The sequence below is a fragment of the Streptomyces himastatinicus ATCC 53653 genome, from assembly GCF_000158915.1.
Classification (GTDB): domain Bacteria; phylum Actinomycetota; class Actinomycetes; order Streptomycetales; family Streptomycetaceae; genus Streptomyces; species Streptomyces himastatinicus.
Map to the genome: position 1 here is coordinate 3,795,117 of NZ_GG657754.1, position 19,712 is coordinate 3,814,828.

A 19,712-nucleotide genomic window follows, 5' to 3' on the forward strand; every position below is an offset into this window, starting at 1 on the left:
GGGGACACGCACATGGGTGACGGAGGATTCTCGACCGCGCGGCTGGGCCGGATGCACGACGTGATGGCCCGCCATGTCGACCGGGGCGAGGCGCCCGGGCTGATCACGGCGCTCAGCAGGCGCGGTGAGACGCATGTCGATGTGATCGGTACGAAGGCGGTCGGCGGCGAGGATCCGATGCGCCGGGACACGATCTTCCGGATCGCCTCGATGACGAAGCCGGTCGTCGCGGTCGCGGCGATGATCCTGGTCGAGGAGTGCGTGCTGCGGCTGGACGACCCGGTGGACCGGCTGCTGCCCGAGCTGGCCGACCGGCGGGTGCTCCGCCGGATCGACGGACCGCTGGAGGACACCGTTCCGGCGGTCCGCCCGATCACCGTGCGCGATCTGCTGACGTTCCGGCTGGGCCTCGGCATGCTGATGGGCCCGCAGGACGCTCCCATGGCGCGGGCGGTCCAGGAGCTGGGGGTCGGGCCGGGGATGCCGGACCCCGCCGCGGCGCCGGACCCCGATGAGTGGATGCGGCGCCTGGGCACCCTGCCGCTGATGCACCAGCCGGGCGAGAAGTGGCTCTACCACACCGGCTCCCAGGTGCTGGGCGTGGCTCTAGCGCGGGCCACCGGCCGCCCGCTGGAGGACTTTCTGCGGGAGCGGATCTTCGCACCGCTGGGCATGGCAGACACCGGTTTCCACGTACCGCCGGAGAAGCTCGGCCGGCTGGCCACCTCCTACCTCGCCGACCCCGAAACGGGGAAGCCCGAACGGTACGACGGGGTCGAGGACAGCCGGTGGGCCGCGCCGCCCGCGTTCCCGGACGGCGGCGGGGGCCTGGTCTCCACGATGGACGACTTCCTGGCGTTCGGCCGGATGATGCTGGACCGGGGGCGGTACGACGGGGGCGGGCGCATCCTGTCCCGGCCGTCCGTGGAGCTGATGACGACCGATCAGCTGACCCCCGCCCAGAAGGCGGTGTCCGGCCTCCTCCCGGGCGCATGGGACAACCTGGGCTGGGGATTCGGGGTTTCGGTGGTCACCGGGCGGGACGGGGTCGCGGCGGTGCCGGGCCGGTTCGGCTGGGACGGCGGGCTCGGCACGTCCTGGGCCTCGGATCCCGCGGAGCAGATGGTGGCGGTGCTGCTGACCCAGCGCGCGCAGTTCCCGCAGTTCTCGCCGGTGTACCTCGACTTCTGGACGCTGGCCTACCAGGCGATCGACGACTGAGGCAGCGACGCCCGCTAGGCGCCGTCCGACGGACCCGCGAGGCCGATGTCGGCCAGCGGGACCGGCGTACGGGCGTCGCGGACCCGCACCAGCGGGCTGTCGTTGCGCAGCAGCCACTGGCGGTAGGCGTCGCTCGCCCAGGCGATCTCCAGGTACGCGGTCTCCAGGTCGGCGAAGAGCGCGTCGACGTCGGCGGAGACGGCCGCGCCGCCCGCGTCCGGCGCGCGCGAGGCCAGGTACAGCCCGACCGTCAGCGGATCCCCGTACAGCGGCCGCACCACCATGCCGGGACGCGACCGGGCCGTGGGCTGGCACGGGGCGACCACCTCCCCGGAGGCGACCAGATCGGCGGCGGTCAGATAGTCCCCGTACACCACCCGGGGGTTCAGCCCGGCGGCGGTGAGGACGCGGCGCAGCCCGGGCCCTTCGCCGTCCCCCGCGGGGTCGACCATCCACTGGTCGTCGGCGAGGTCCGTGAGCCGCACCACGGGTGCGTCGGCGGCCGGATGCGTCTCGGCGAGGGCCACGAACTGCGGCTCACGGGCCAGCAGCACCCGGCGCCGCACCCCTTCGGGGACCCGCAGCGGGGTGCCCTCGACCTCGTGGACGAAGGCGGCGTCGAGCTGCTGGGCGGCGACCATCTCCAGCAGCGCGTTCGCGGACACGTCGATGTGGATGGTGGTGTCGGCGTCCGGGAAGCGGGCGCGGAGCCTGCGCAGCCATCCGACCACGGCCCTGCTGCCGGTGCTGCCGATGCGCAGGGCTTCGCCCGCGGCCTGCCCCACCTCCAACCGGACCTCGCTGACGAGGGCGTTCATCTCGGCCACGATGGGCCGGGCCCGGTTCAGCACGGACCGTCCGAGTGGGGTGGGACGGCTGCCGGTGACCTCCCGCGAGAACAGCCGGCCGCCGACGGTGTTCTCGATGCGCCGGAGCTGTGTCGTCAAAGAGGGCTGGCTCATGCCCAGCTGCCGCGCCGCCTTCCGTAGGCTGCCGGTGTCGGCGATGGCGCACAGCGCACGAAGGTGCCTCACCTCGAGCTCCACGGCGGGAGCATAACGGCGCTCTCGCGCGTCACACCAGACACTGAAACCGCGCCAATTCCCCTTTCTGCGGGGCGAGTCGGCATTCCCGACCCGTGGCGGGATATGCCATGGGACTATCGCCGGTTGGCATCTCCGCGCCACGCCGGATCTCCTCAAGACTCTGCGGCACCAAGAGTTCATCCCAGGGCTCCCGCCGCCGCACCCCACACGGCGGCGGGGCCCGAGGACGATGAGGAGCCCCCCACGTGACACTTCCCAAGTTGGCGCTGTCCGCGACCCTCGGCCTCGGTCTGGCGGCGAGCCTCGCCGCCGTGCCCGCGTCGGCGGCCACGCCCGACCACACCCGGTCCGCCGCATCCGCCGGGTACGTCCCCGGCGCCGAGGAGAAGGCCGACACCGACGCCTTCATCAAGGCCGTGATGAAGTCGGCGCTGGCCAAGCGGGCGAAGGCGCCCAGCCTGGCCGCCGCGGTCACCGTCACCTACAGCGCGAGCTCGGCGCCGACCTTCAAGTCGGTGATAGCCCGCAGCACCCAGATATGGAACGCGTCGGTGAGCAACGTGAAGCTGAAGGAGGGCAGCAACCCCGACTTCACCTACCGCGAGGGCAACGACTCCAGAGGGTCGTACGCGAGCACCGACGGCCACGGCGGCGGCTACATCTTCCTGGACTACAAGCAGAACCAGCAGTACGACTCCACGCGGGTCACCGCGCACGAGACCGGCCACGTACTCGGTCTGCCGGACCACTACTCGGGCCCGTGCAGCGAGCTGATGTCCGGTGGCGGCCCGGGGACGTCCTGCAAGAACTCGCAGCCGAACGCGGCCGAGATCAGCCGTGTGAACCAGCTGTGGGCCAACGGCCTGGCCGCCCTCCAGAAGAAGGACCTCGCCAAGGCCCACTGAACGCCTTCCAGGCCACTGTGAGCCCCTGAGCCACTGATCAGGGCACGCCGCCCGCACCCGGTCCCCCGACGCCGGTGCGGGCGGCGGGTGTTTCCGGGAAGAGCCGCACGCGGGGCGCTCTCGCTTCCGGGCGGAGGTACGGTGTATTCACCAAGGTTTCGCGCATTTCGGCCGGAATTCCTCCAGGCCGGGGCCCGGCCGCAGGGAGTGAACACCATGGAGACCGTCGTCAACGTGGTCGTGATCCTGGCGATGATCGCCGTGGGCGTGCTGGTGATCCACCGCGTCAACCGCCAGACCGGCAACAAGATCGCGCCCGATCGCCACAGCGATCTCCCGGCCCGCCATCGCCACCGCCACCGCCCCCGTCGCCACGGCTGGGGCCGTGGGCGGCAGCACCGGGGCCACGGAGTGGCGCCGCCGCGCGTCTGACACACCGCGCCCGGACCCACCGCGCCTCCGCCGTGCCGCCCGTCCGGCGTGTCACTCCTCGCCGACCGCGTCCTCCAGCGTGGCCACCGGGCCGAGCACATCGAGCAGCCCGCCCACCCGCAAGGTGCGCAGGATCAGCGGGTCGTCGCACACCAGCCGCAGCCGGCCGCCGCGCTCGGCCACCCGGCGGTGGGCGCGGCACAGCAGCCCCAGACCGGAGCAGTCGAAGAACGTCGTCGGCGTCAGGTCGACCACGACCTCGGGCGCCCGGGCGCCCGTGGCGGCGTCCAGTGCCGGGCCGACGCCCGCCAGCCCGGCGATGTCGATCTCACCGTGCAGTGCGACGACGGTGTATCCGCCGACCCGGGACGTACGGGCGTACGGAGCCGGGTCCGGGTGGTCCGGCAGGCGGCATAAGTCACCGGCGGCCGCGTCGGAGCCCGGCGCGGCGTCCGGCGTCGCGTGTGACGCCCCCTGCGGCATGGGTGCGCCACGGGGAGCGCCTTGCTGCGACATCACGAATTCCCCTCGGAACGGCACACTGCCCCCTTTCACCGTCCTCGGACTCCCGGAAGCGGGCAGAGTGGAGCATCGGGTGCAGTTCCGCCGGGCCCTGGGTGACGTGCAGGCGAGCGTAAGGGGGTGACCGCCGGTTACAGAGAGAGGGACGCGCCATTCCCCGAGCGAAAAACGCTCGTTCGAGTGAAATCCTTTTCTTCCTATTGACGTCCGATCAGCCCGCGACCGCCGGTGCCAGATCCTCCAGCACCTCGAAGGCGTCCTCCAGCCTGACCATCCGCAGCAGTCGCAGGAACCGCGGATCGACGATGACCAGCCGCAACCGGCCCTCCCGCTCCAGCACACGGTTGCGCAGCCGGCACAGTAACGACACCCCGGCACAGTCCAGGAACGTGACCTGCCGCAGGTCCAGCACCAGATCCGGGCATCCCGTACGGGCCAGGGAATCGAGCCGCGCGGAGATGCGTCCCGCGGCGAAGATGTCCAGCTCTCCCGCGATCTCAGCGACCGTGACACCGCCCAGCACACGCACACGGACGCCGAAGGCGGGCCGATCATCGAACATGCAAGCCTCCTCGGCAGGGTGGAGGCGCGCGACACCGGAGCTCTGGAGGTGACACGACGTCCGGGCGGGGTGCGTGCACCGCCGGGGTCCAGGCCGGCCCTTCAGTACATGACATACCCATCTATCGGCTGACCAGTCAATGAACGGCACGGCACGTGTCGTTGGCCTATTTCCGGCCCGGGAAGCCTCCTCCGCGCCAATCGTTACTCATCAGTAAACGCATCGGTCTTCTCATGTCCACCGTCGAACGTGAACATGCCACTCGGGCAACACACTTCGACACGACGACGAGGGACGGAACCCATGACTCCAGCACGCGTGCGATCACGACGGCTCGGCGTGACGACGGTGGCCGTGGCCATGGCCATCGGCCTGGGCGGCGCGGCCACGACGGCCACCGCCGCGACCACGTCGGCCGCCACGCCGAGCGCGACCGGCACCGCCACCGGAACCGCCGCCACCAGCGGAACCGCCGCCGCGAAGGTCGACTACGAGACCTGGAAGCGCGATGTGAAGGCCGTCATCGACCAGGCCCGGCCCTACGTCGAGCAGCGCACCCAGAACCCCGGGGGCGAGAAGCAGGCCATCGTCCTCGACATCGACAACACGTCGCTGGAGTCGGACTTCAAATTCGCCTTCCCGGCACCCGCCGTGGAGCCGGTCCTCCAGCTCATGAAGTACGCGGACACCCGCGGCGTCGACCTCTTCTTCGTCACCGCGCGCCCGGACATCCTCACCCTGCCCACCCGGTACAACCTGGAGACGGTGGGCTACCCGGTGGCCGGGCTGTACGTGCGCAGCCTGCCCGACCTCTTCGACGAGGTGGCCGCGTACAAGACGGCCAAGCGCGCGGAGATCGAGAAGAAGGGCTACACGATCATCGCCAACATCGGCAACAGCCCCACCGACCTGGTCGGCGGCCACGCCGAGAAGACCTTCAAGCTCCCGGACTACGACGGCCAGCTCTCCTGACGTCAAGGCCCTGAACGCGGTGGCGGCCATACACCGGAAGGCCGCCACCGACGGCTGGGAAGGCCGAAAGCTCCAGATCTCGGGGCCATACGTTGTCGGCGCCCGCGCACCGGACGGGGCCGCGGCCCCCAAGACTGGAAGGATGACCGGTTCACGCGTACAGGCGCTCGGCCACTACCAGCCCGCGAAGGTACTCACCAACGACGACCTCGCCGCCATGGTCGACACCAGCGACGAGTGGATCCGCAGCCGGGTCGGGATCCGCACCCGCCATGTGGCGCGCTCCGACGAGACGGTGGACGAGATGGCCGCGGCGGCCGCCGCCAAGGCCCTCGCCCACAGCGGCCTCGCCCCCACCGACATCGACATGGTGCTGGTCGCCACGTCCACCGCCATCGACCGCAGCCCCAACATGGCCGCCCGCGTCGCCGCCCGACTGGGCCTGTCCTGCCCCGCCGCCATGGACATCAACGTGGTGTGCGCCGGGTTCACCCACGCCCTGGCCACCGCCGACCACGCGATACGGGCCGGATCGGCCACCGCCGCGCTGGTGATCGGCGCGGACAAGTTCACCGAGGCCGCGGACTGGACCGACCGCTCCACCTGCGTCCTGCTGGGCGACGGCGCGGGCGCGGCCGTGGTGACGGCGGCCGAGGAGCCGGGCATCGGGCCGGTGGTATGGGGTTCGGTGCCCGAGATGGGCAACGCCGTCCGTATCGAGGGCACCCCGCCGCGCTTCGCGCAGGAGGGCCAGTCCGTGTACCGCTGGGCCACCACCCAACTGCCGCCCATAGCCCGCGAGGTGTGCGCCCGCGCCGGGATCGAACCGGCGGACCTGGCCGGTGTCGTGCTCCACCAGGCCAACCTGCGGATCATCGAACCGGTCGCCCGCAAGCTCGGCGCGGTCAACGCGGTGATCGCGCGCGATGTCGTGGACTCCGGGAACACCTCGGCGGCCAGCGTTCCGCTCGCCCTGTCCAAGCTGGTCGAACGCGGCGAGATCCCCTCCGGAAGCCCGGTGCTGCTGTTCGGCTTCGGCGGCAACCTGTCGTACGGCGGCCAGGTCATCCGCTGCCCCTAGCCGCCCTCCGCCGGTGTCCGATTCGTTCAAGACCGGCGGGTCGCGGGCTGCCTACGCTGCCCGCATGACACCACGATTCGACGCGATCGGGCTGGCCGTCGCGGACATGGCCGCCTCCCTCGCCTTCTACCGCATGCTCGGCCTGGACATCCCCGCCGAGGCCGACACCCAGCCGCACGCGGAGGCCACCCTGCCGGGCGGCCTGCGCCTGATGTGGGACCGGGCCGAGACCCCGCCGCCCAGCGGGCCGGGACGGATGGAACTGGCCTTCCTGTGCGACAGCCCGGCCGAGGTGGACGCCGCGTACGCCAAGCTCACGGACGGCGGTGTACGGGGCTCCAAGGCGCCCTGGGACGCCTTCTGGGGCCAGCGCTACGCGGTCCTGCTGGATCCGGACGGCAACAACGTCGCCCTGTTCGCCCCGCTGCCCGGCTGACGGCCCCGACGAGGCTCGCTAGGCGGGTTCCAGCAGCCCGCCCAGCGGTACGCCCGCCAGCCCCCGCACCTCCCGCGCCAGATGCGCCTGGTCCGCGTACCCGGCCACCGCCGCCACCTCGGCGAACGGCACCCCGCCGCGCGCCAGCTCCAGCGCCCGGTTCAGCCGCAGCACCCGGCCCAGCGTCTTCGGCCCGTACCCGAAGGCCGCCAGCGACCGCCGGTGCAGCTGCCGGGCGCCCAGGCCCACCGCCCCGGCCACCTCCGCCACGCTCCGCCCGCCGGAGAGCCCCGCGACGACCTCGCCCACCACCGGATCGGCGGGCTCCGCGCCCCGTAGCCGGTCCAGCGCGGCGGCCTCCAGCACCCGCCCCACCTGTCCGTTCCGTACGTCGAAGGCCCGCTCCGCCAGCCTGCGCACCTCGGCCTCCGGCCACAGCGCGGCCAACGGCACCCGTTGATCACGCAGTTCGCAGGCCGGTACGCCCAGCACCGCGGGCCCCGCCCCCGGGGCGAAGCGCAGCCCCACGGCCCGCGTTCCCGCGGGACCGCCGGTCAGATGGGCGCGGGTATCGGGCCCGGCGACCAGCAGCCTGCCGTCGAGCCAGATCAGGTCCGTACAGCCGTCGGGCAGCACCCGCTGCGGCCCGGCCCCGGCGGTGCGGGACCACACCACCGCGCCGCCACCGAGCCGCGACGCCCGCTCCCGGTAGTCGTTCCCGCCGTCGCTCAAGGGACCTCGCGCAGATACATCGCGCCGCAGGAGTGGCAGAAGGGCCCGGAGTCGCCCGTGGCCCACAGGTCCGCGTCCTGCGTCTCGGCGTCCGGGGCCAGCTCGCGGCCGCACATCGCGGCCGTGCCGTTGCCCCGGACCATGTGCCAGATCTTGACCGGCGCGCCCGCCACCCGCCCGGAGCTGCCCTCCTCGTACTCCGCGCGCATCTCGTGCTGCATGGCGCCACACCTCCTGCTACCTCTCCATGCTCCCGCCACCACCGGCGCGGCGCCACCCTGGAGGCCCACAGACGGCGCCTAGAACACCGACCACTCGGTCACCGTGGTGAAGTGGTCCAGCGCCGCCACCCCGGCCACCGAGTTGCCGCGGGCGTCCAGACCGGGGCTCCACACGCACAGCGTGCACCGCCCCGGGATCACGGCGATGATCCCGCCGCCCACCCCGCTCTTGCCGGGCAGCCCGACGCGGTACGCGAAGTCGCCCGCCGCGTCGTACGTCCCGCAGGTGAGCATGACCGCGTTGACCCGCTTCGCCTCGCGCCGCGACAACAGCCGGGAGCCGTCCGCGCGCAGTCCGTGGCGGGCCAGGAAACCGCCCGCGAGGGCCAGGTCGCGGCAGCTCATCTCGATCGAGCACTGCCAGAAGTAGTGCTCCAGGACGGTCGGTACGGGGTTGTCGAGGTTGCCGTAGCTCGCCATGAAGTGCGCGAGGGCGGCGTTGCGGTCGCCGTGGCCGGACTCGGACTCGGCGACGACCGGGTCGAAGGCCAGGTCGGGGTTGCCGCTCTCGGCGCGCAGGAAGTCCAGCATGGTGGTGCTGGCGTCGCCGGTGAGGCTGTGCAGCCGGTCGGTGACGACCAGCGCGCCGGCGTTGATGAACGGATTGCGCGGGATGCCGTTCTCGTGCTCCAGCTGCACCAGGGAGTTGAACGGGTTGCCCGAGGGCTCCCGGCCGACCCGCCGCCACAACTTCTCCCCGTCCTGCGCGAGGACGAGCGCCAGGCCGAACGCCTTGGAGATCGACTGCACGGAGAAGGGCCGCTCCCAGTCGCCGACCCCGGTCACGTTGCCGTCGACGTCCGCGAGGGCGATGCCGAACCGATCCGGGTCGACCGCCGCGAGCGCGGGGATGTACTGGGCCACCTGCCCCCGGCCGATGTGGGGCGCCACATGGGCCGCGACCTCGTCGAGTACGTCCTGGTAGTGCATGGTGCGGTGGTTCTCCTGCGCGTCGTCGAGCGGATCAGATGCACCATAACGGGCGCTCTCAACCGCCCCTCAACCAGGACTCAATAACCCACCGTGTTTTTGGGTAAGCATACGGTGATACAGGCGGGCCGCGATGGGCGCCCGCCGGACGATCAGAACGGAGGCGGTCATGGCCTCACCCATGTCCGCGGGGGACTTCCTGGCGGCACTGAAGAACGAGGGCCTGCGTGTGGTGCAGGTCGGCGACTGGCGGAACCACAACCGAAACCACAAGGGACCGTGGGGCGGAGTGCACGGTGTGATGATCCACCACACCGTCACCTCCGGCACCGACCTCACCGTCGAGATCTGCCGCGACGGCTACGAGGCGCTGCCCGGCCCGCTGTGCCACGGCGTGATCGCCAAGGACGGCGGGGTGCATCTCGTCGGCTACGGCCGCGCCAACCACGCGGGGCTCGGCGATGACGAGGTCCTGCGCGCCGTGATCGCCGAAAAGACGCTCCCGCCCGACAACGAGGCCAACACGGACGGCAATCGCGCGTTCTACGGCTTCGAATGCGAGAACCTCGGCGACGGGAAGGACCCGTGGCCCGAGGCCCAACTGGACGCGATCGCCCGGGCAGCGGCGGCGGTCTGCCGCCGCCACGGCTGGACCGAGCGTTCGGTGATCGGCCATCTCGAATGGCAGCCGGGCAAGATCGACCCCCGGGGCTTTTCGATGGACTCGATGCGCGCGCGCATCCGTGAGCGGCTGAAGTAACAACCATCCGCGGTGGGCGGGCCCCGGCCGGAGACGGTCAGGGTCCGCCCTCCGCGGTTTCCTCCCGATAGGCCGCCGCCTCCTCCAGGTCCAGTCGGCGCAGCAGCGTACGGAGCATCTCGTCGTCGATCCGGCGCGCGTCCCGCAGCTTCACGAACACCTCGCGCTCACTGCCGATCACCTCGCGCGCCAGCCTGCGGTAGGTGTCGTCAGCCGACTCCCCCGTCACCTCGTTGACCGTGCCGAGCCGTTCCCACACCGCGTTGCGGCGCCGCTCCAGCACCAGGCGCAGCCGGTTGGCCAGCGGCGGCGGCAGCGTGTTGCGCTCGTCGGCGAGGAGTTCGTCCAGCCGGTGCTCGGCGGCCCGCGACGCCTCGGCCTGCGCCTGCGCCTCGGCGAGTGTCTCGGCCTGGAGGTCGCGCCCCGGCATGCCCAGCGCCCGGATCAGGGCGGGCAGGGTGAGCCCCTGGACGACCAGGGTCCCGATGACGGTGGTGAAGGCCAGGAAGAGGATCAGGGTGCGGCCCGGGAAGGCGCCTCCGCCGTGCACGGTCTCCGGGATGGAGAAGGCGATGGCCAGGGACACCACCCCGCGCATCCCGGCCCAGCCGATGATGACCGCCGCCCGCCAGTCGGTGCCGGGCTCCCGCTCCCGGATCCTGGGGAAGAGCGCGCGCGGCAGGAAGGTCGCGGGGAAGACCCAGACGAACCGTACGGCCACCACGGCCAGGAACACGGCGGCCGCGTACCAGGCCGCCTCCCTCGCCCCGTACTCCCCGAGGCCGCCCACCACGAACCGCAGTTGCAGCCCGATCAGCGCGAACACGGCCGATTCCAGGATGAAGGCGGTCATCCTCCAGACGGCCGCCTCCTGGAGCCGGGTCGCGAAGTCGACCTGCCAGGAGCGGTGCCCGAGGTAGAGCGCGACCACCACGACCGCCAGCACGCCCGACGCCTCGACCTGTTCGGCGGCCGCGTAGGCGGTGAAGGGGATCAGCAGCGAGAGGGTGTTCTGGAGCAGCGGATCGCGCAGCCGGGTGCGCAGCCAGTGCAGCGGCACCATCAGGACCAGGCCGACGCCGACGCCGCCCACCGCCGCGAGCACGAACTCCCAGGCGGCATGGGTCCAGGTGGCGCCCTCCCCCACCGCCGCGGCGAGCGCCACCCGGTAGGCGGTGATCGCGGTCGCGTCGTTGACCAGGGACTCGCCCCGCAGGACGGTCGTCAGCCGGGAGGGCAGCCCGACCCGGCGGGCGATGGCGGTGGCCGCCACCGCGTCCGGCGGGGCGATCACCGCGCCCAGCACCAGGGCGGCGGTCAGCGGCAGTCCGGGCACCAGGAGATGGGTTATCCAGCCGACGGCGAGGGTGGCGAACAGCACATAGCCGAACGACAGCAGCGCCACCGGCCGCATATTGGCGCGCAGGTCCAGATAGGAGCTGTCGAGCGCGGCGGTGTGCAGCAGCGGCGGCAGCACCAGGGGGAGCACGACCTCCGGCTTCAGGGTGTAGTCCGGCACGCCCGGCAGATACGAGACCACCAGCCCGACCGTGACCAGCAGCAGCGGCGCGGGCACGGGGGTGCGCCGGGCCGCGCCCGCGACCGCCGCGCTGCCCGCGACCAGCATCAACAGCGGAGTTACGTCCATGCCCCGGCCCGTCCCGATTCGTCGCCTTCGCCAGCTCGCCAGCGGCTTAGTCTGGCAATCATGAGGGAGTGCCCACACATTCCGGCCCTGCCGCGCCCCGAACCGGAGCCGCGGACCACCACCTGCCCGGACTGCCTGGCGGTCGGCTGCCATCCGGTGCAGCTGCGGATGTGTCTGGCGTGCGGCTACGTCGGGTGCTGCGATTCATCGACCTATCGACACTCCACCCGCCACTTCGAGGAGACCGGGCATCCGGTGATGCGCAGCTTCGAACCGGGCGAGGAATGGCGCTGGTGCTACGTGGATCTGCTGATCGTCTAGCGGGTGCGGTGCCGTGTCCGGTGCCGCACGGCAGGGAATCCGCTGCCACGTTGTCGGTGCGGCGAGCTAGCCTTCACCACATGATCCGATCAGCGAAGCCGTCCGACGTCCCGGCCATCCTCGCGATGATCCGCGAGCTGGCCGAGTACGAGCGGGCACCCCAGGAGGCCAAGGCCACCGAGGAGCAGTTGCGCACGGCGCTCTTCGGCGAGCATCCGGCGGTGTTCGCGCTGATCGCCGAGGAGGTCGGCGGCGGGGCGGCCGAGCCGGTCGGGTTCGCCCTGTGGTTCCGTAACTTCTCCACCTGGACGGGCACCCACGGGGTGTATCTGGAGGATCTGTACGTCACGCCGCGGGCCCGCGGCGGCGGCCACGGCAAGGCGCTGCTGGCCGAGCTGGCACGGATCTGCGTGGAGCGGGGTTATGCCCGCTTCGAATGGTCGGTGCTGGACTGGAACGAACCGGCGATCGGCTTCTACGCGTCCATCGGCGCCGAGCCGATGGACGAATGGACCGTGCGAAGGCTGTCGGGGGAACCACTGCGGGCGCTGGCCGCGCAGGCTCCGGGCATAGCTCCGACCAGCGGTTCGTTGAGTAAGGCGACATCTCTTTCGAATTGAGACCGCAAACCCCTAGCCACGCTGCGTACTCATATGCTTACTATGAGTGATATCGGGAATGTTCATCTCGGGGGTTCACCCGTGACGGGGGCCGTGCTTCGTCCGGGCGACACCGAGTGGCAGATCGCGATAGCGTCGCAGCCGAACCGCACATCGCGCCGGTCCGTTATCCCTCCACCATAAGGGCATATGGCCGACGCTCCAATCAGCTCAGCTCAAACAGCTTGTGTCACCTTGGAGGTGAGGGTGTCCCAGATCGCAGGCGAGCCCGGGACCCAGGACTTCGTGGAAGTCCGGCTGCCCGCTGCGGGGGCCTATCTGTCGGTGCTGCGTACGGCGACCGCCGGCCTGGCAGCCCGCTTGGACTTCACCCTCGACGAAATCGAGGATCTGCGCATCGCGGTCGACGAGGCCTGCGCGATCCTGCTCCAGCAAGCCGTCCCCGGCAGTGTGCTGAGCTGCGTCTTCCGACTCATCGACGACGCGCTACAGGTGACCGTGGCGGCTCCGACCACCGACGGCCGCGCCCCCGAGCGCGACACCTTCGCCTGGACGGTGCTCTCCGCACTGGCGGGCAAGGTGGATTCGACCGTCGCCGAGGACCGTACGGTCAGCATCAGCCTGTACAAGGAGCGCGGCGCCGGCCCCGGACAGCCGTGACGGACAAAGGGGGCTCCGTGAGCACTGCATCATCGCGGGGAGTACGCACCCCGGCCATCCCGCACCCGCCGGCCCGACCGCATCCCGCGGACTCGGAGGCGGCAGGAGACCGACCAGAGCGGGCGGACCACATGGATCAGCACGAGCAGGAGCAGGTGCCTCAGCAGCACGATCCGCAGCCGCACGATCCGCACGACCGGAGCGGCGCGCGGGCGATGTTCATCGAGCTGCGGGGCCTCCCCGACGGCTCCGCGGAGCGGGCCGAGCTGCGCAACAACCTCGTGCGCATGCACCTGCCCCTGGTCGAGCACCTGGCCCGGCGCTTCCGCAACCGCGGCGAGCCGCTGGACGACCTGACCCAGGTGGCCACCATCGGACTGATCAAGTCCGTTGACCGGTTCGACCCGGACCGCGGTGTGGAGTTCTCGACCTACGCGACCCCCACGGTCGTCGGCGAGATCAAGCGGCACTTCCGCGACAAGGGCTGGGCCGTGCGGGTGCCGCGCCGGCTCCAGGAGCTGCGGCTCTCGCTGACCACGGCCACCGCCGAGCTGTCCCAGCGACACGGGCGCGCCCCGACCGTCCATGAGCTGGCCGAGCATCTGGCCATCTCCGAGGAAGAGGTGCTGGAGGGCCTGGAGTCCGCCAACGCGTACAGCACGCTGTCGCTGGACGTACCGGACACGGACGACGAGTCCCCGGCGGTGGCGGACACCCTCGGCGCGGAGGACGAGGCGCTGGAGGGCGTCGAGTACCGCGAATCCCTCAAGCCGCTGCTGGAGGATCTGCCGCCGCGCGAGAAGAAGATCCTGCTGCTGCGGTTCTTCGGGAACATGACGCAGTCGCAGATCGCGCAGGAGGTCGGCATCTCCCAGATGCACGTCTCACGGCTGCTGGCGCGCACCCTCGCCCAGCTGCGGGACCGGCTGCTGGTCGAGGAGTAGCGAGCGGTGCCCGGGGCGAGCCCCGGGCACTCCTAGGCGTCGCGCGGGCCGATGCCCAGCGCCTCGGTCGCGGTCGGGTTGATCAGCATGCCCAGGACGGTGACGGCCGCGATGGCGGTCAGCAGACCGACGATGATCAGCCCGCCGCCGTTCTGCACCAGCGTCCAGGCCACCGGCAGCGCCATCAGCTGAGTGATCATCGCCGGGCCGCGGCTCCAGCGGCGCCGCAGCCACAGCCCGCGGGCCGCCAGCAGCGGCAGCAGGGCCAGGGCGAGCACGGTGACCCCGAGCGTCTCCGCCTGCTGCGGGCTCTCCGGGTCCCCGGCCAGACCCATGATCAGGACGTAGACCCCGAACCCCACGAGCACCAGCCCCTCGACGGCGGCCAGCGCCGCGGCCACGGTCAGCCGGACCGGCCGCGGCCCCACGGGCGCCACGTCGGCGGCCTCGGCGGCGGGGGCGGCCTTCGTGGCGGGCTCGGTGGCCTTGGCCTTGGGAGTGCCGGTCCTGGGCGTCTTGGCGGGCTTCTTCCTGCTCACGCCAGCAGCCTAGGGCATGTCCGCACAGCCCCGCCGGGCCCGCGACGCCTGGCACGCCTGGGCCGCGCGCGGGCCTCGTGGGCGCCCCCGGGGGTCGGGGAAGGTTCCGGCGGGTCGGTAGGCTGGCGCTCATGCGCGCACTCCTCGTGGTCAATCCGGCAGCAACCACCACCAGTGCCCGCACCCGTGACGTCCTGACCCACGCGCTCGCCAGCGATCTGAAGCTCGACGTGGCGACCACGGAGTACCGGGGGCATGCACGCGATCTGGCCCGTCGTTCGGTCGACGGCGGCACCCATGAGCTGGTCGTGGCGCTGGGCGGCGACGGCACCGTCAACGAAGTCGTCAACGGGCTGCTGCACAACGGCCCCGCACCGGGCGAGTTGCCGCGCCTCGCGGTGGTCCCCGGCGGTTCCACCAATGTGTTCGCCCGCGCGCTGGGTCTGCCCAACGACGCCGTCGAGGCGACCGGCGCCCTGCTGGACGCGCTGCGGGACGGTACCGAGCGCACCGTGGGCCTCGGACTCGCGGCCGGGACCCCCGGCACCGCGGACGAGTCGGTGCCCGCCCGCTGGTTCACCTTCTGCGCGGGCTTCGGCTTCGACGCGAGCGTGATCGGCCGGGTCGAGCAGCAGCGGGAACGCGGCAAGCGTTCGACCCATGCCCTCTACATACGGCAGATGGTGCGCCAGTTCCTCGGGGAGCCGAACCGGCGACAGGGCACCATCACCATCCAGCGGCCCGGCCAGGACCCGATCAAGGACCTGGCGCTGTCCATAGTCTGCAACACCTCCCCGTGGACCTATCTGGGCAACCGCCCGGTCTACGCGGCGCCGCGCGCCTCCTTCGACACCGCCCTTGACGTGCTGGGACTCGCCAAGCTGTCGGCGCCGGCGATGACCCGCTACGCGACCCAGCTGCTGATGTCGTCCCCCGAGCGGGGCCCGCACGGCAAGCACACGGTGGGGCTCCACGATCTGACGGACTTCACCTTGCAATCCCAGGCGCCACTGCCGTTCCAGATGGACGGAGACCATCTGGGACTGCGTACGAGCGTGACGTTCACAGGCGTACGCCGTGCACTGCGTGTGATTGTGTGAGTCAGACCCCATAAAGTCCTTGTAGTCGAACGTTTAGGCTGGGATCCACCCCCGGGAAGTACGGCTGTGATACAGCCGACACCAAGGAATCAAAAAAAACTTTCCGGAAGGGGTTGTATCCGCCGCCGAGGTTTGCGAATCTCTTCTTGGCGATCGGGACGGCCGGACGAACGGCCCCCTTGAGAGCCCGAACCCCCTCCTCAATCCCACGGGACCAACCAGCGCCCAAACTGGCGGCGTCCCTGTCCTTGTCGGGGGATTCGTGAAAGCGTTCACATTCACAAGCAACAAGCCCGCAATACGAGGAGATGGAGCAGCCATGGACTGGCGTCACAACGCCGTTTGCCGCGAGGAAGACCCCGAGCTGTTCTTCCCCATCGGCAACACCGGTCCTGCGCTGCTGCAGATCGAGGAAGCCAAGGCCGTCTGCCGCCGCTGCCCCGTCATGGAGCAGTGTCTGCAGTGGGCGCTTGAGTCCGGCCAGGACTCCGGCGTCTGGGGTGGACTCAGCGAGGACGAGCGCCGCGCCATGAAGCGCCGTGCCGCTCGGAACCGGGCGCGGAACGCCAGCGCCTGACCCTGATACGCCCCGTGGCCCCCGAGCCGCAGCGCGCAGTAGCCCCGATGCGCACAGCAACGTGAGCTTTTGAGCCCCGGACCATCCTGGTCCGGGGCTCAGTGCGTTGCCCGCAGCCGTGAACCCGCCCCCGTGAAAGGGCCGTGAAGATTCTCAGTGCTTCTCGGCATCCACCGGTATGTCGAGGACCACACGCGTGCCGCGCTCCGGAGCGGGCACCATGTCGAAGGTGCCGCCCAGTTCGCCCTCCACCAGGGTGCGGACGATCTGGAGGCCGAGGTTTCCGGCGCGCTGGGGGTCGAACCCCTCGGGCAGCCCGCGCCCGTCGTCCTGGATGATCACCATCAGCCGGCCCTCCTCGCCGCCGCCGCGCACCGCCGAGACCTCGACCGTGCCCTGCTCCCCCGGCCCGAAGCCGTGCTCCAGCGCGTTCTGGAGCACTTCGGTGAGGACCATGGACAGCGGGGTGGCCACCTCGGCGTCGAGGATGCCGAACCGTCCGGTGCGACTGCCGGTGACCTTGCCGGGCGATATCTCGGCCACCATCGCCAGCACCCGGTCGGCTATGTCGTCGAACTCGACCCGCTCGTCGAGCGTCTGGGACAGGGTCTCGTGGACGATCGCGATCGAACCGACCCGGCGCACCGCCTCGTTGAGCGCCTCCCGCCCCTGGGCGGAGTCCATCCGGCGGGCTTGGAGCCGCAGCAGCGCGGCCACCGTCTGGAGGTTGTTCTTCACCCGGTGGTGGATCTCCCGGATGGTGGCGTCCTTGGTGATCAGCTCCCGCTCGCGGCGGCGCAGTTCGGTGACGTCCCGCAGCAGGACGAGCGAGCCGATGTGCACGCCCTTGGGCTTGAGCGGGATGGCCCGCAGCTGGATGACGCCGTTCTCACCGCTCTCGACCTCGAATTCGCGGGGCGCCCAGCCGCTGGCGAGCTTGACCAGTGCCTCGTCCACCGGGCCGCGTGCCGGGGCCAGTTCGGCGGTGGTCTCGCCCAGGTGGTGGCCGACGAGGTCGGCGGCGAGCCCGAGCCGGTGGTAGGCGGAGAGCGCGTTGGGGCTGGCGTACTGGACCACGCCGTCCGCGTCGAGCCTGATCAGCCCGTCACCGACGCGCGGCGAGGCGTCCATGTCGACCTGCTGGCCGGGAAACGGAAACGCCCCGGCCGCGATCATCTGGGCCAGGTCGGACGCGCTCTGGAGATAGGTCAGCTCCAGGCGGCTGGGGGTCCGTACGGTCAGCAGATTGGTGTTGCGGGCGATGACGCCCAGGACCCGGCTCTCCCGCCGGACCGGGATGGATTCCACCCGGACCGGGACCTCTTCGCGCCACTCGGGATCGCCCTCGCGGACGATCCGGCCCTCGTCGTGCGCCGCATCGAGCATGGGACGGCGGCCACGGGGAACGAGATGGCCGACCATGTCGTCCTGATAGGAGGTGGGCCCGGTGTTGGGCCGCATCTGCGCGACCGAGACATAGCGGGTGCCGTCGCTGGTGGGCACCCAGAGGACAAGATCGGCGAAGGAGAGGTCGGAGAGCAGCTGCCACTCCGATACCAGCAGGTGAAGCCACTCGAGATCGGATTCGTCGAGGGCCGTGTGCTGGTGTACGAGATCGTTCATGGAGGGCACATGGCGAGCCTACCCGGACGAGAGATGAGCCGATTCACACATAAGCGTGGACAGACGACACTGGTCTAGTCCAGAATAGCCAGCGATGCGATCTTCCGCCCTCCCCGCACAGGAGGGTGGATCGGAGGCACACGGCGCGCTCTGCCCTGACCGCTCCGTACGCCTCTTGAGGTCGGCTGCTCGGCCGACGAGCTCCGGGCTGCGGTGCCGGGTGGGTTGAGGGTCCCGCCCCGGCGCCGCGGCCCGCGGGTGTTTTTACGGGAGCCACTCAGCGGGTCTCGGTGACCTTGGCCAGCGCGCGCGGCGCGTCCGGGTCCTGCCCCCGGGCGATGGTGACCTCGTACGCCAGCATCTGGAGCGGCAGGATCTCCAGGATCGGCTGGACCTCCTCGGCGACCGACTCGGTGGGCAGGGCGAAACCGGCGGACGCCCGGTCCACCTCGGCCTGGCTGCCGATCACCACGAGATCCGCGCCGCGGCCGCGCAGCCGCTCCAGGACGGGCTGGAGCGCCTGGCCGCCCTTGCCCTCGGTGACGATCGCGATCACCGGCGAGATGTTGTCGACCATGGCGAGCGGGCCGTGCAGCAGATCGGCGCCGGAGTAGGAGAGGGCCGGGATGTAGCTGGTCTCCATCAGCTTCAGGGCCGCTTCCTTCGCCGTGGGATAGCCGTAGCCCCGGGAGGTGAGGACCATCCGCTCGGCGAACCGGTAGCGGCCCGCGAGCTGCTTCACCTCGCCCTGGCGGTCCAGGATCTGCTGGGCGAGGTCGGGCAGCGCCTTGGCCGCCGCGCCGTCGCCGCCGCGCAGCCCTTCGACGAAGAGGTAGAGGGCGAGGAGTTCGGCGGTGTAGGTCTTGGTGGCGGGCAGCGCCTTCTCGGGCCCGGCCAGCACGTCGATGTGGAACTCGGAGACCGCGGCGAGCGGCGAGTCCGCGTTGTTGGTCACCGCGAGGGTGATCGCCCCGGCCGCGCGGGCGGCCTCGGTGGAGGCGACCAGGTCCGGGGAGCCGCCGGACTGGCTGACGGTGATCACCAGTACATCGGTGAGGTCCTGCCGCGCGCCGTACGCGGTGGTGGTGGACATGGAGGTCAGCCCGCACGGCTTGCCCAGCAGCACTTCGAGCAGGTACTTGGCGTACAGGGCCGCGTTGTCGGAGGTGCCCCGGGCGGTGAGCAGGACGAAGCGCGGTGCGCGCGCGGCGATCCGCTCGGCGGTCTCACGGATCTTCGGAGCGCCCTGGTCGAGGATGCGGCGCAGGACCGCGGGCTGCTCGTTCATCTCGCCGGACATGATCCGGCCCGGCTGATCGCTGCGCGGGGCCGTCGTCGTGGCGGACATTTCGGGTGCCTCCAGTGGGCTGTGCCGGTGGTGCGTGGGGTGTCAGTGCCCGGCTTCATTGCCGGTGACGGCGCCGGTGCTGACGCCGGTGATGACTTCCGCGGCCGCCCGCCCGCAGACCCGGGCGGCGCCGCGGGTCGCGATGTGCAGGGCGCCGCCGGGAGGTGCCTGGGGCACCCCCATCTCTACGACGACGGTGTCCGGCCGGGCGGCGAGCAGGGCGTGAAGGACGCCCGCCATCCAGTCGTGGCGGTGGACGTCGCGTACCACAGCGACGATCCTACGGTCCGCCGCGTCGTCGAGCATCTGTGTGACCACGGCGGACGCGCCCCGGGCCGCGATGTCCTCGGGACCGTGGGCGGCGGTCGTGGTGCCGGGGAGCAGCCGGGACAGCTCGGCGGCGACGCCCCAGGGGGTCTCGTCGCCGACGGCGATACCGGCCACCGGAGTGA

The 19,712-nt window shown here is 71.3% G+C and carries 23 protein-coding genes and 1 pseudogene; 13 read left to right on the forward strand and 11 right to left on the reverse strand.

Annotated features, from left to right (window positions below):
* The first annotated feature begins 12 nt into the window (after positions 1 to 12).
* Positions 13 to 1,221: a serine hydrolase domain-containing protein gene (locus SSOG_RS15340; RefSeq protein WP_009715139.1), complete on the forward strand. Its 1,209-nt coding sequence runs from the start codon at positions 13 to 15 to the stop codon at positions 1,219 to 1,221.
* Between the two features lie 14 nt (positions 1,222 to 1,235).
* On the opposite strand, the gene SSOG_RS15345 is transcribed toward SSOG_RS15340, so the two are convergent.
* Positions 1,236 to 2,255, reverse strand: a complete 1,020-nt coding sequence (locus SSOG_RS15345; protein WP_009715140.1) for a LysR family transcriptional regulator — start codon at positions 2,253 to 2,255, stop codon at positions 1,236 to 1,238.
* A 257-nt stretch (positions 2,256 to 2,512) separates the two neighbouring features.
* Between SSOG_RS15345 and snpA the strand changes: the two genes are divergently transcribed.
* Both snpA and SSOG_RS15355 read left to right on the forward strand, forming a co-directional pair.
* Positions 2,513 to 3,172 (forward strand): snapalysin, encoded by a 660-nt coding sequence (gene snpA / locus SSOG_RS15350; protein ID WP_009715141.1) that lies wholly within the window; start codon positions 2,513 to 2,515, stop codon positions 3,170 to 3,172.
* 216 nt (positions 3,173 to 3,388) lie between these two features.
* Positions 3,389 to 3,604 (forward strand): hypothetical protein, encoded by a 216-nt coding sequence (locus SSOG_RS15355; protein WP_039941119.1) that lies wholly within the window; start codon positions 3,389 to 3,391, stop codon positions 3,602 to 3,604.
* 51 nt (positions 3,605 to 3,655) lie between these two features.
* Here the strand turns inward: SSOG_RS15355 and SSOG_RS15360 are convergent, their stop codons facing one another.
* Positions 3,656 to 4,120: an STAS domain-containing protein gene (locus tag SSOG_RS15360; RefSeq protein WP_039937663.1), complete on the reverse strand. Its 465-nt coding sequence runs from the start codon at positions 4,118 to 4,120 to the stop codon at positions 3,656 to 3,658.
* Between the two features lie 217 nt (positions 4,121 to 4,337).
* Entirely contained in the window at positions 4,338 to 4,688 is a 351-nt protein-coding gene (locus SSOG_RS15365; protein WP_009715144.1) for an STAS domain-containing protein, read from the reverse strand.
* Positions 4,689 to 4,991: 303 nt separating this feature from the next.
* Between SSOG_RS15365 and SSOG_RS15370 the strand changes: the two genes are divergently transcribed.
* The 3 genes from SSOG_RS15370 (at position 4,992) to SSOG_RS15380 (ending at position 7,177) form a co-directional block, all read left to right on the forward strand.
* On the forward strand, positions 4,992 to 5,660 hold the full coding sequence (locus tag SSOG_RS15370; protein ID WP_039937666.1) for an HAD family acid phosphatase: 669 nt from the start codon (positions 4,992 to 4,994) through the stop codon (positions 5,658 to 5,660).
* 142 nt (positions 5,661 to 5,802) lie between these two features.
* Positions 5,803 to 6,741, forward strand: coding sequence for a beta-ketoacyl-ACP synthase III (locus tag SSOG_RS15375; RefSeq protein WP_009715146.1), 939 nt, complete (start codon positions 5,803 to 5,805; stop codon positions 6,739 to 6,741).
* A gap of 64 nt (positions 6,742 to 6,805) precedes the next feature.
* A complete protein-coding gene (locus SSOG_RS15380; protein ID WP_078510598.1) occupies positions 6,806 to 7,177 on the forward strand; it encodes a VOC family protein in 372 nt (123 codons plus the stop codon).
* Between the two features lie 18 nt (positions 7,178 to 7,195).
* Here the strand turns inward: SSOG_RS15380 and SSOG_RS15385 are convergent, their stop codons facing one another.
* The 3 genes from SSOG_RS15385 to SSOG_RS15395 all read right to left on the reverse strand — a co-directional run bounded on the left by SSOG_RS15385 (position 7,196) and on the right by SSOG_RS15395 (position 9,120).
* Entirely contained in the window at positions 7,196 to 7,909 is a 714-nt protein-coding gene (locus SSOG_RS15385; protein WP_009715148.1) for a helix-turn-helix domain-containing protein, read from the reverse strand.
* Positions 7,906 to 8,130 (reverse strand): hypothetical protein, encoded by a 225-nt coding sequence (locus SSOG_RS15390; RefSeq protein WP_039937668.1) that lies wholly within the window; start codon positions 8,128 to 8,130, stop codon positions 7,906 to 7,908. The genes SSOG_RS15385 and SSOG_RS15390 overlap by 4 nt, the downstream gene beginning before the upstream one ends.
* A 78-nt stretch (positions 8,131 to 8,208) precedes the next feature.
* Positions 8,209 to 9,120 carry a glutaminase gene (locus tag SSOG_RS15395; protein ID WP_009715150.1) on the reverse strand — a complete coding sequence of 304 codons (912 nt, stop codon included), beginning with the start codon at positions 9,118 to 9,120 and terminating at the stop codon, positions 8,209 to 8,211.
* A gap of 169 nt (positions 9,121 to 9,289) precedes the next feature.
* Between SSOG_RS15395 and SSOG_RS15400 the strand changes: the two genes are divergently transcribed.
* Complete coding sequence (locus SSOG_RS15400; RefSeq protein ID WP_199844289.1) at positions 9,290 to 9,880, forward strand: peptidoglycan recognition protein family protein; 591 nt, start codon at positions 9,290 to 9,292, stop codon at positions 9,878 to 9,880.
* 37 nt (positions 9,881 to 9,917) lie between these two features.
* On the opposite strand, the gene SSOG_RS15405 is transcribed toward SSOG_RS15400, so the two are convergent.
* Positions 9,918 to 11,528: a Na+/H+ antiporter gene (locus SSOG_RS15405; protein ID WP_009715152.1), complete on the reverse strand. Its 1,611-nt coding sequence runs from the start codon at positions 11,526 to 11,528 to the stop codon at positions 9,918 to 9,920.
* A gap of 60 nt (positions 11,529 to 11,588) precedes the next feature.
* On the opposite strand from SSOG_RS15405, the gene SSOG_RS15410 reads away from it, so the two are divergent.
* From SSOG_RS15410 to SSOG_RS15425, 4 genes are all read left to right on the forward strand, one after another.
* On the forward strand, positions 11,589 to 11,849 hold the full coding sequence (locus tag SSOG_RS15410) for a UBP-type zinc finger domain-containing protein (RefSeq protein ID WP_009715153.1): 261 nt from the start codon (positions 11,589 to 11,591) through the stop codon (positions 11,847 to 11,849).
* Positions 11,850 to 11,929: 80 nt separating this feature from the next.
* On the forward strand, positions 11,930 to 12,469 hold the full coding sequence (locus SSOG_RS15415; RefSeq protein WP_009715154.1) for a GNAT family N-acetyltransferase: 540 nt from the start codon (positions 11,930 to 11,932) through the stop codon (positions 12,467 to 12,469).
* 246 nt (positions 12,470 to 12,715) lie between these two features.
* Positions 12,716 to 13,129 (forward strand): ATP-binding protein, encoded by a 414-nt coding sequence (locus SSOG_RS15420; protein ID WP_009715155.1) that lies wholly within the window; start codon positions 12,716 to 12,718, stop codon positions 13,127 to 13,129.
* Positions 13,130 to 13,146: 17 nt separating this feature from the next.
* The gene (locus SSOG_RS15425; protein ID WP_078510599.1) at positions 13,147 to 14,073 is read left to right on the forward strand and encodes an RNA polymerase sigma factor SigF; all 927 of its coding nucleotides are present in this window, start codon (positions 13,147 to 13,149) and stop codon (positions 14,071 to 14,073) included.
* Between the two features lie 32 nt (positions 14,074 to 14,105).
* Here SSOG_RS15425 and SSOG_RS15430 read toward each other — a convergent pair whose 3' ends face one another.
* Entirely contained in the window at positions 14,106 to 14,612 is a 507-nt protein-coding gene (locus SSOG_RS15430) for a hypothetical protein (RefSeq protein ID WP_009715157.1), read from the reverse strand.
* A gap of 131 nt (positions 14,613 to 14,743) precedes the next feature.
* Here SSOG_RS15430 and SSOG_RS15435 point away from each other — a divergent pair, with 131 nt between their 5' ends.
* Both SSOG_RS15435 and SSOG_RS15440 read left to right on the forward strand, forming a co-directional pair.
* A complete protein-coding gene (locus tag SSOG_RS15435) occupies positions 14,744 to 15,712 on the forward strand; it encodes a diacylglycerol/lipid kinase family protein (RefSeq protein ID WP_039937670.1) in 969 nt (322 codons plus the stop codon).
* Between the two features lie 319 nt (positions 15,713 to 16,031).
* The gene (locus tag SSOG_RS15440; RefSeq protein ID WP_003953983.1) at positions 16,032 to 16,289 is read left to right on the forward strand and encodes a WhiB family transcriptional regulator; all 258 of its coding nucleotides are present in this window, start codon (positions 16,032 to 16,034) and stop codon (positions 16,287 to 16,289) included.
* 153 nt (positions 16,290 to 16,442) lie between these two features.
* On the opposite strand, the gene SSOG_RS15445 is transcribed toward SSOG_RS15440, so the two are convergent.
* The 3 genes and pseudogenes from SSOG_RS15445 to SSOG_RS15455 form a co-directional block, all read right to left on the reverse strand.
* Positions 16,443 to 17,912 (reverse strand): sensor histidine kinase, encoded by a 1,470-nt coding sequence (locus SSOG_RS15445; protein ID WP_039937673.1) that lies wholly within the window; start codon positions 17,910 to 17,912, stop codon positions 16,443 to 16,445.
* Positions 17,913 to 18,189: 277 nt separating this feature from the next.
* Positions 18,190 to 19,260 carry an SIS domain-containing protein gene (locus tag SSOG_RS15450; protein WP_009715160.1) on the reverse strand — a complete coding sequence of 357 codons (1,071 nt, stop codon included), beginning with the start codon at positions 19,258 to 19,260 and terminating at the stop codon, positions 18,190 to 18,192.
* Positions 19,261 to 19,302: 42 nt separating this feature from the next.
* A pseudogene (locus SSOG_RS15455) lies at positions 19,303 to 19,712 on the reverse strand (glycoside hydrolase family 3 protein); the annotation flags it as partial.

Excerpts from the sequence above, each read along its gene's own strand:
- SSOG_RS15340 (WP_009715139.1), top strand. The coding sequence starts at position 13 with ATGGGTGACGGAGGATTCTCGACCGCGCGGCTGGGCCGGATGCACGAC.
- SSOG_RS15355 (WP_039941119.1), top strand. The coding sequence starts at position 3,389 with ATGGAGACCGTCGTCAACGTGGTCGTGATCCTGGCGATGATCGCCGTG.
- SSOG_RS15360 (WP_039937663.1), bottom strand. The coding sequence starts at position 4,120 with ATGTCGCAGCAAGGCGCTCCCCGTGGCGCACCCATGCCGCAGGGGGCG.
- SSOG_RS15365 (WP_009715144.1), bottom strand. The coding sequence starts at position 4,688 with ATGTTCGATGATCGGCCCGCCTTCGGCGTCCGTGTGCGTGTGCTGGGC.
- SSOG_RS15370 (WP_039937666.1), top strand. The coding sequence starts at position 4,992 with ATGACTCCAGCACGCGTGCGATCACGACGGCTCGGCGTGACGACGGTG.
- SSOG_RS15375 (WP_009715146.1), top strand. The coding sequence starts at position 5,803 with ATGACCGGTTCACGCGTACAGGCGCTCGGCCACTACCAGCCCGCGAAG.
- SSOG_RS15380 (WP_078510598.1), top strand. The coding sequence starts at position 6,806 with ATGACACCACGATTCGACGCGATCGGGCTGGCCGTCGCGGACATGGCC.
- SSOG_RS15390 (WP_039937668.1), bottom strand. The coding sequence starts at position 8,130 with ATGCAGCACGAGATGCGCGCGGAGTACGAGGAGGGCAGCTCCGGGCGG.
- SSOG_RS15395 (WP_009715150.1), bottom strand. The coding sequence starts at position 9,120 with ATGCACTACCAGGACGTACTCGACGAGGTCGCGGCCCATGTGGCGCCC.
- SSOG_RS15400 (WP_199844289.1), top strand. The coding sequence starts at position 9,290 with ATGGCCTCACCCATGTCCGCGGGGGACTTCCTGGCGGCACTGAAGAAC.
- SSOG_RS15405 (WP_009715152.1), bottom strand. The coding sequence starts at position 11,528 with ATGGACGTAACTCCGCTGTTGATGCTGGTCGCGGGCAGCGCGGCGGTC.
- SSOG_RS15410 (WP_009715153.1), top strand. The coding sequence starts at position 11,589 with ATGAGGGAGTGCCCACACATTCCGGCCCTGCCGCGCCCCGAACCGGAG.
- SSOG_RS15415 (WP_009715154.1), top strand. The coding sequence starts at position 11,930 with ATGATCCGATCAGCGAAGCCGTCCGACGTCCCGGCCATCCTCGCGATG.
- SSOG_RS15435 (WP_039937670.1), top strand. The coding sequence starts at position 14,744 with ATGCGCGCACTCCTCGTGGTCAATCCGGCAGCAACCACCACCAGTGCC.
- SSOG_RS15440 (WP_003953983.1), top strand. The coding sequence starts at position 16,032 with ATGGACTGGCGTCACAACGCCGTTTGCCGCGAGGAAGACCCCGAGCTG.
- SSOG_RS15445 (WP_039937673.1), bottom strand. The coding sequence starts at position 17,912 with ATGAACGATCTCGTACACCAGCACACGGCCCTCGACGAATCCGATCTC.
- SSOG_RS15450 (WP_009715160.1), bottom strand. The coding sequence starts at position 19,260 with ATGTCCGCCACGACGACGGCCCCGCGCAGCGATCAGCCGGGCCGGATC.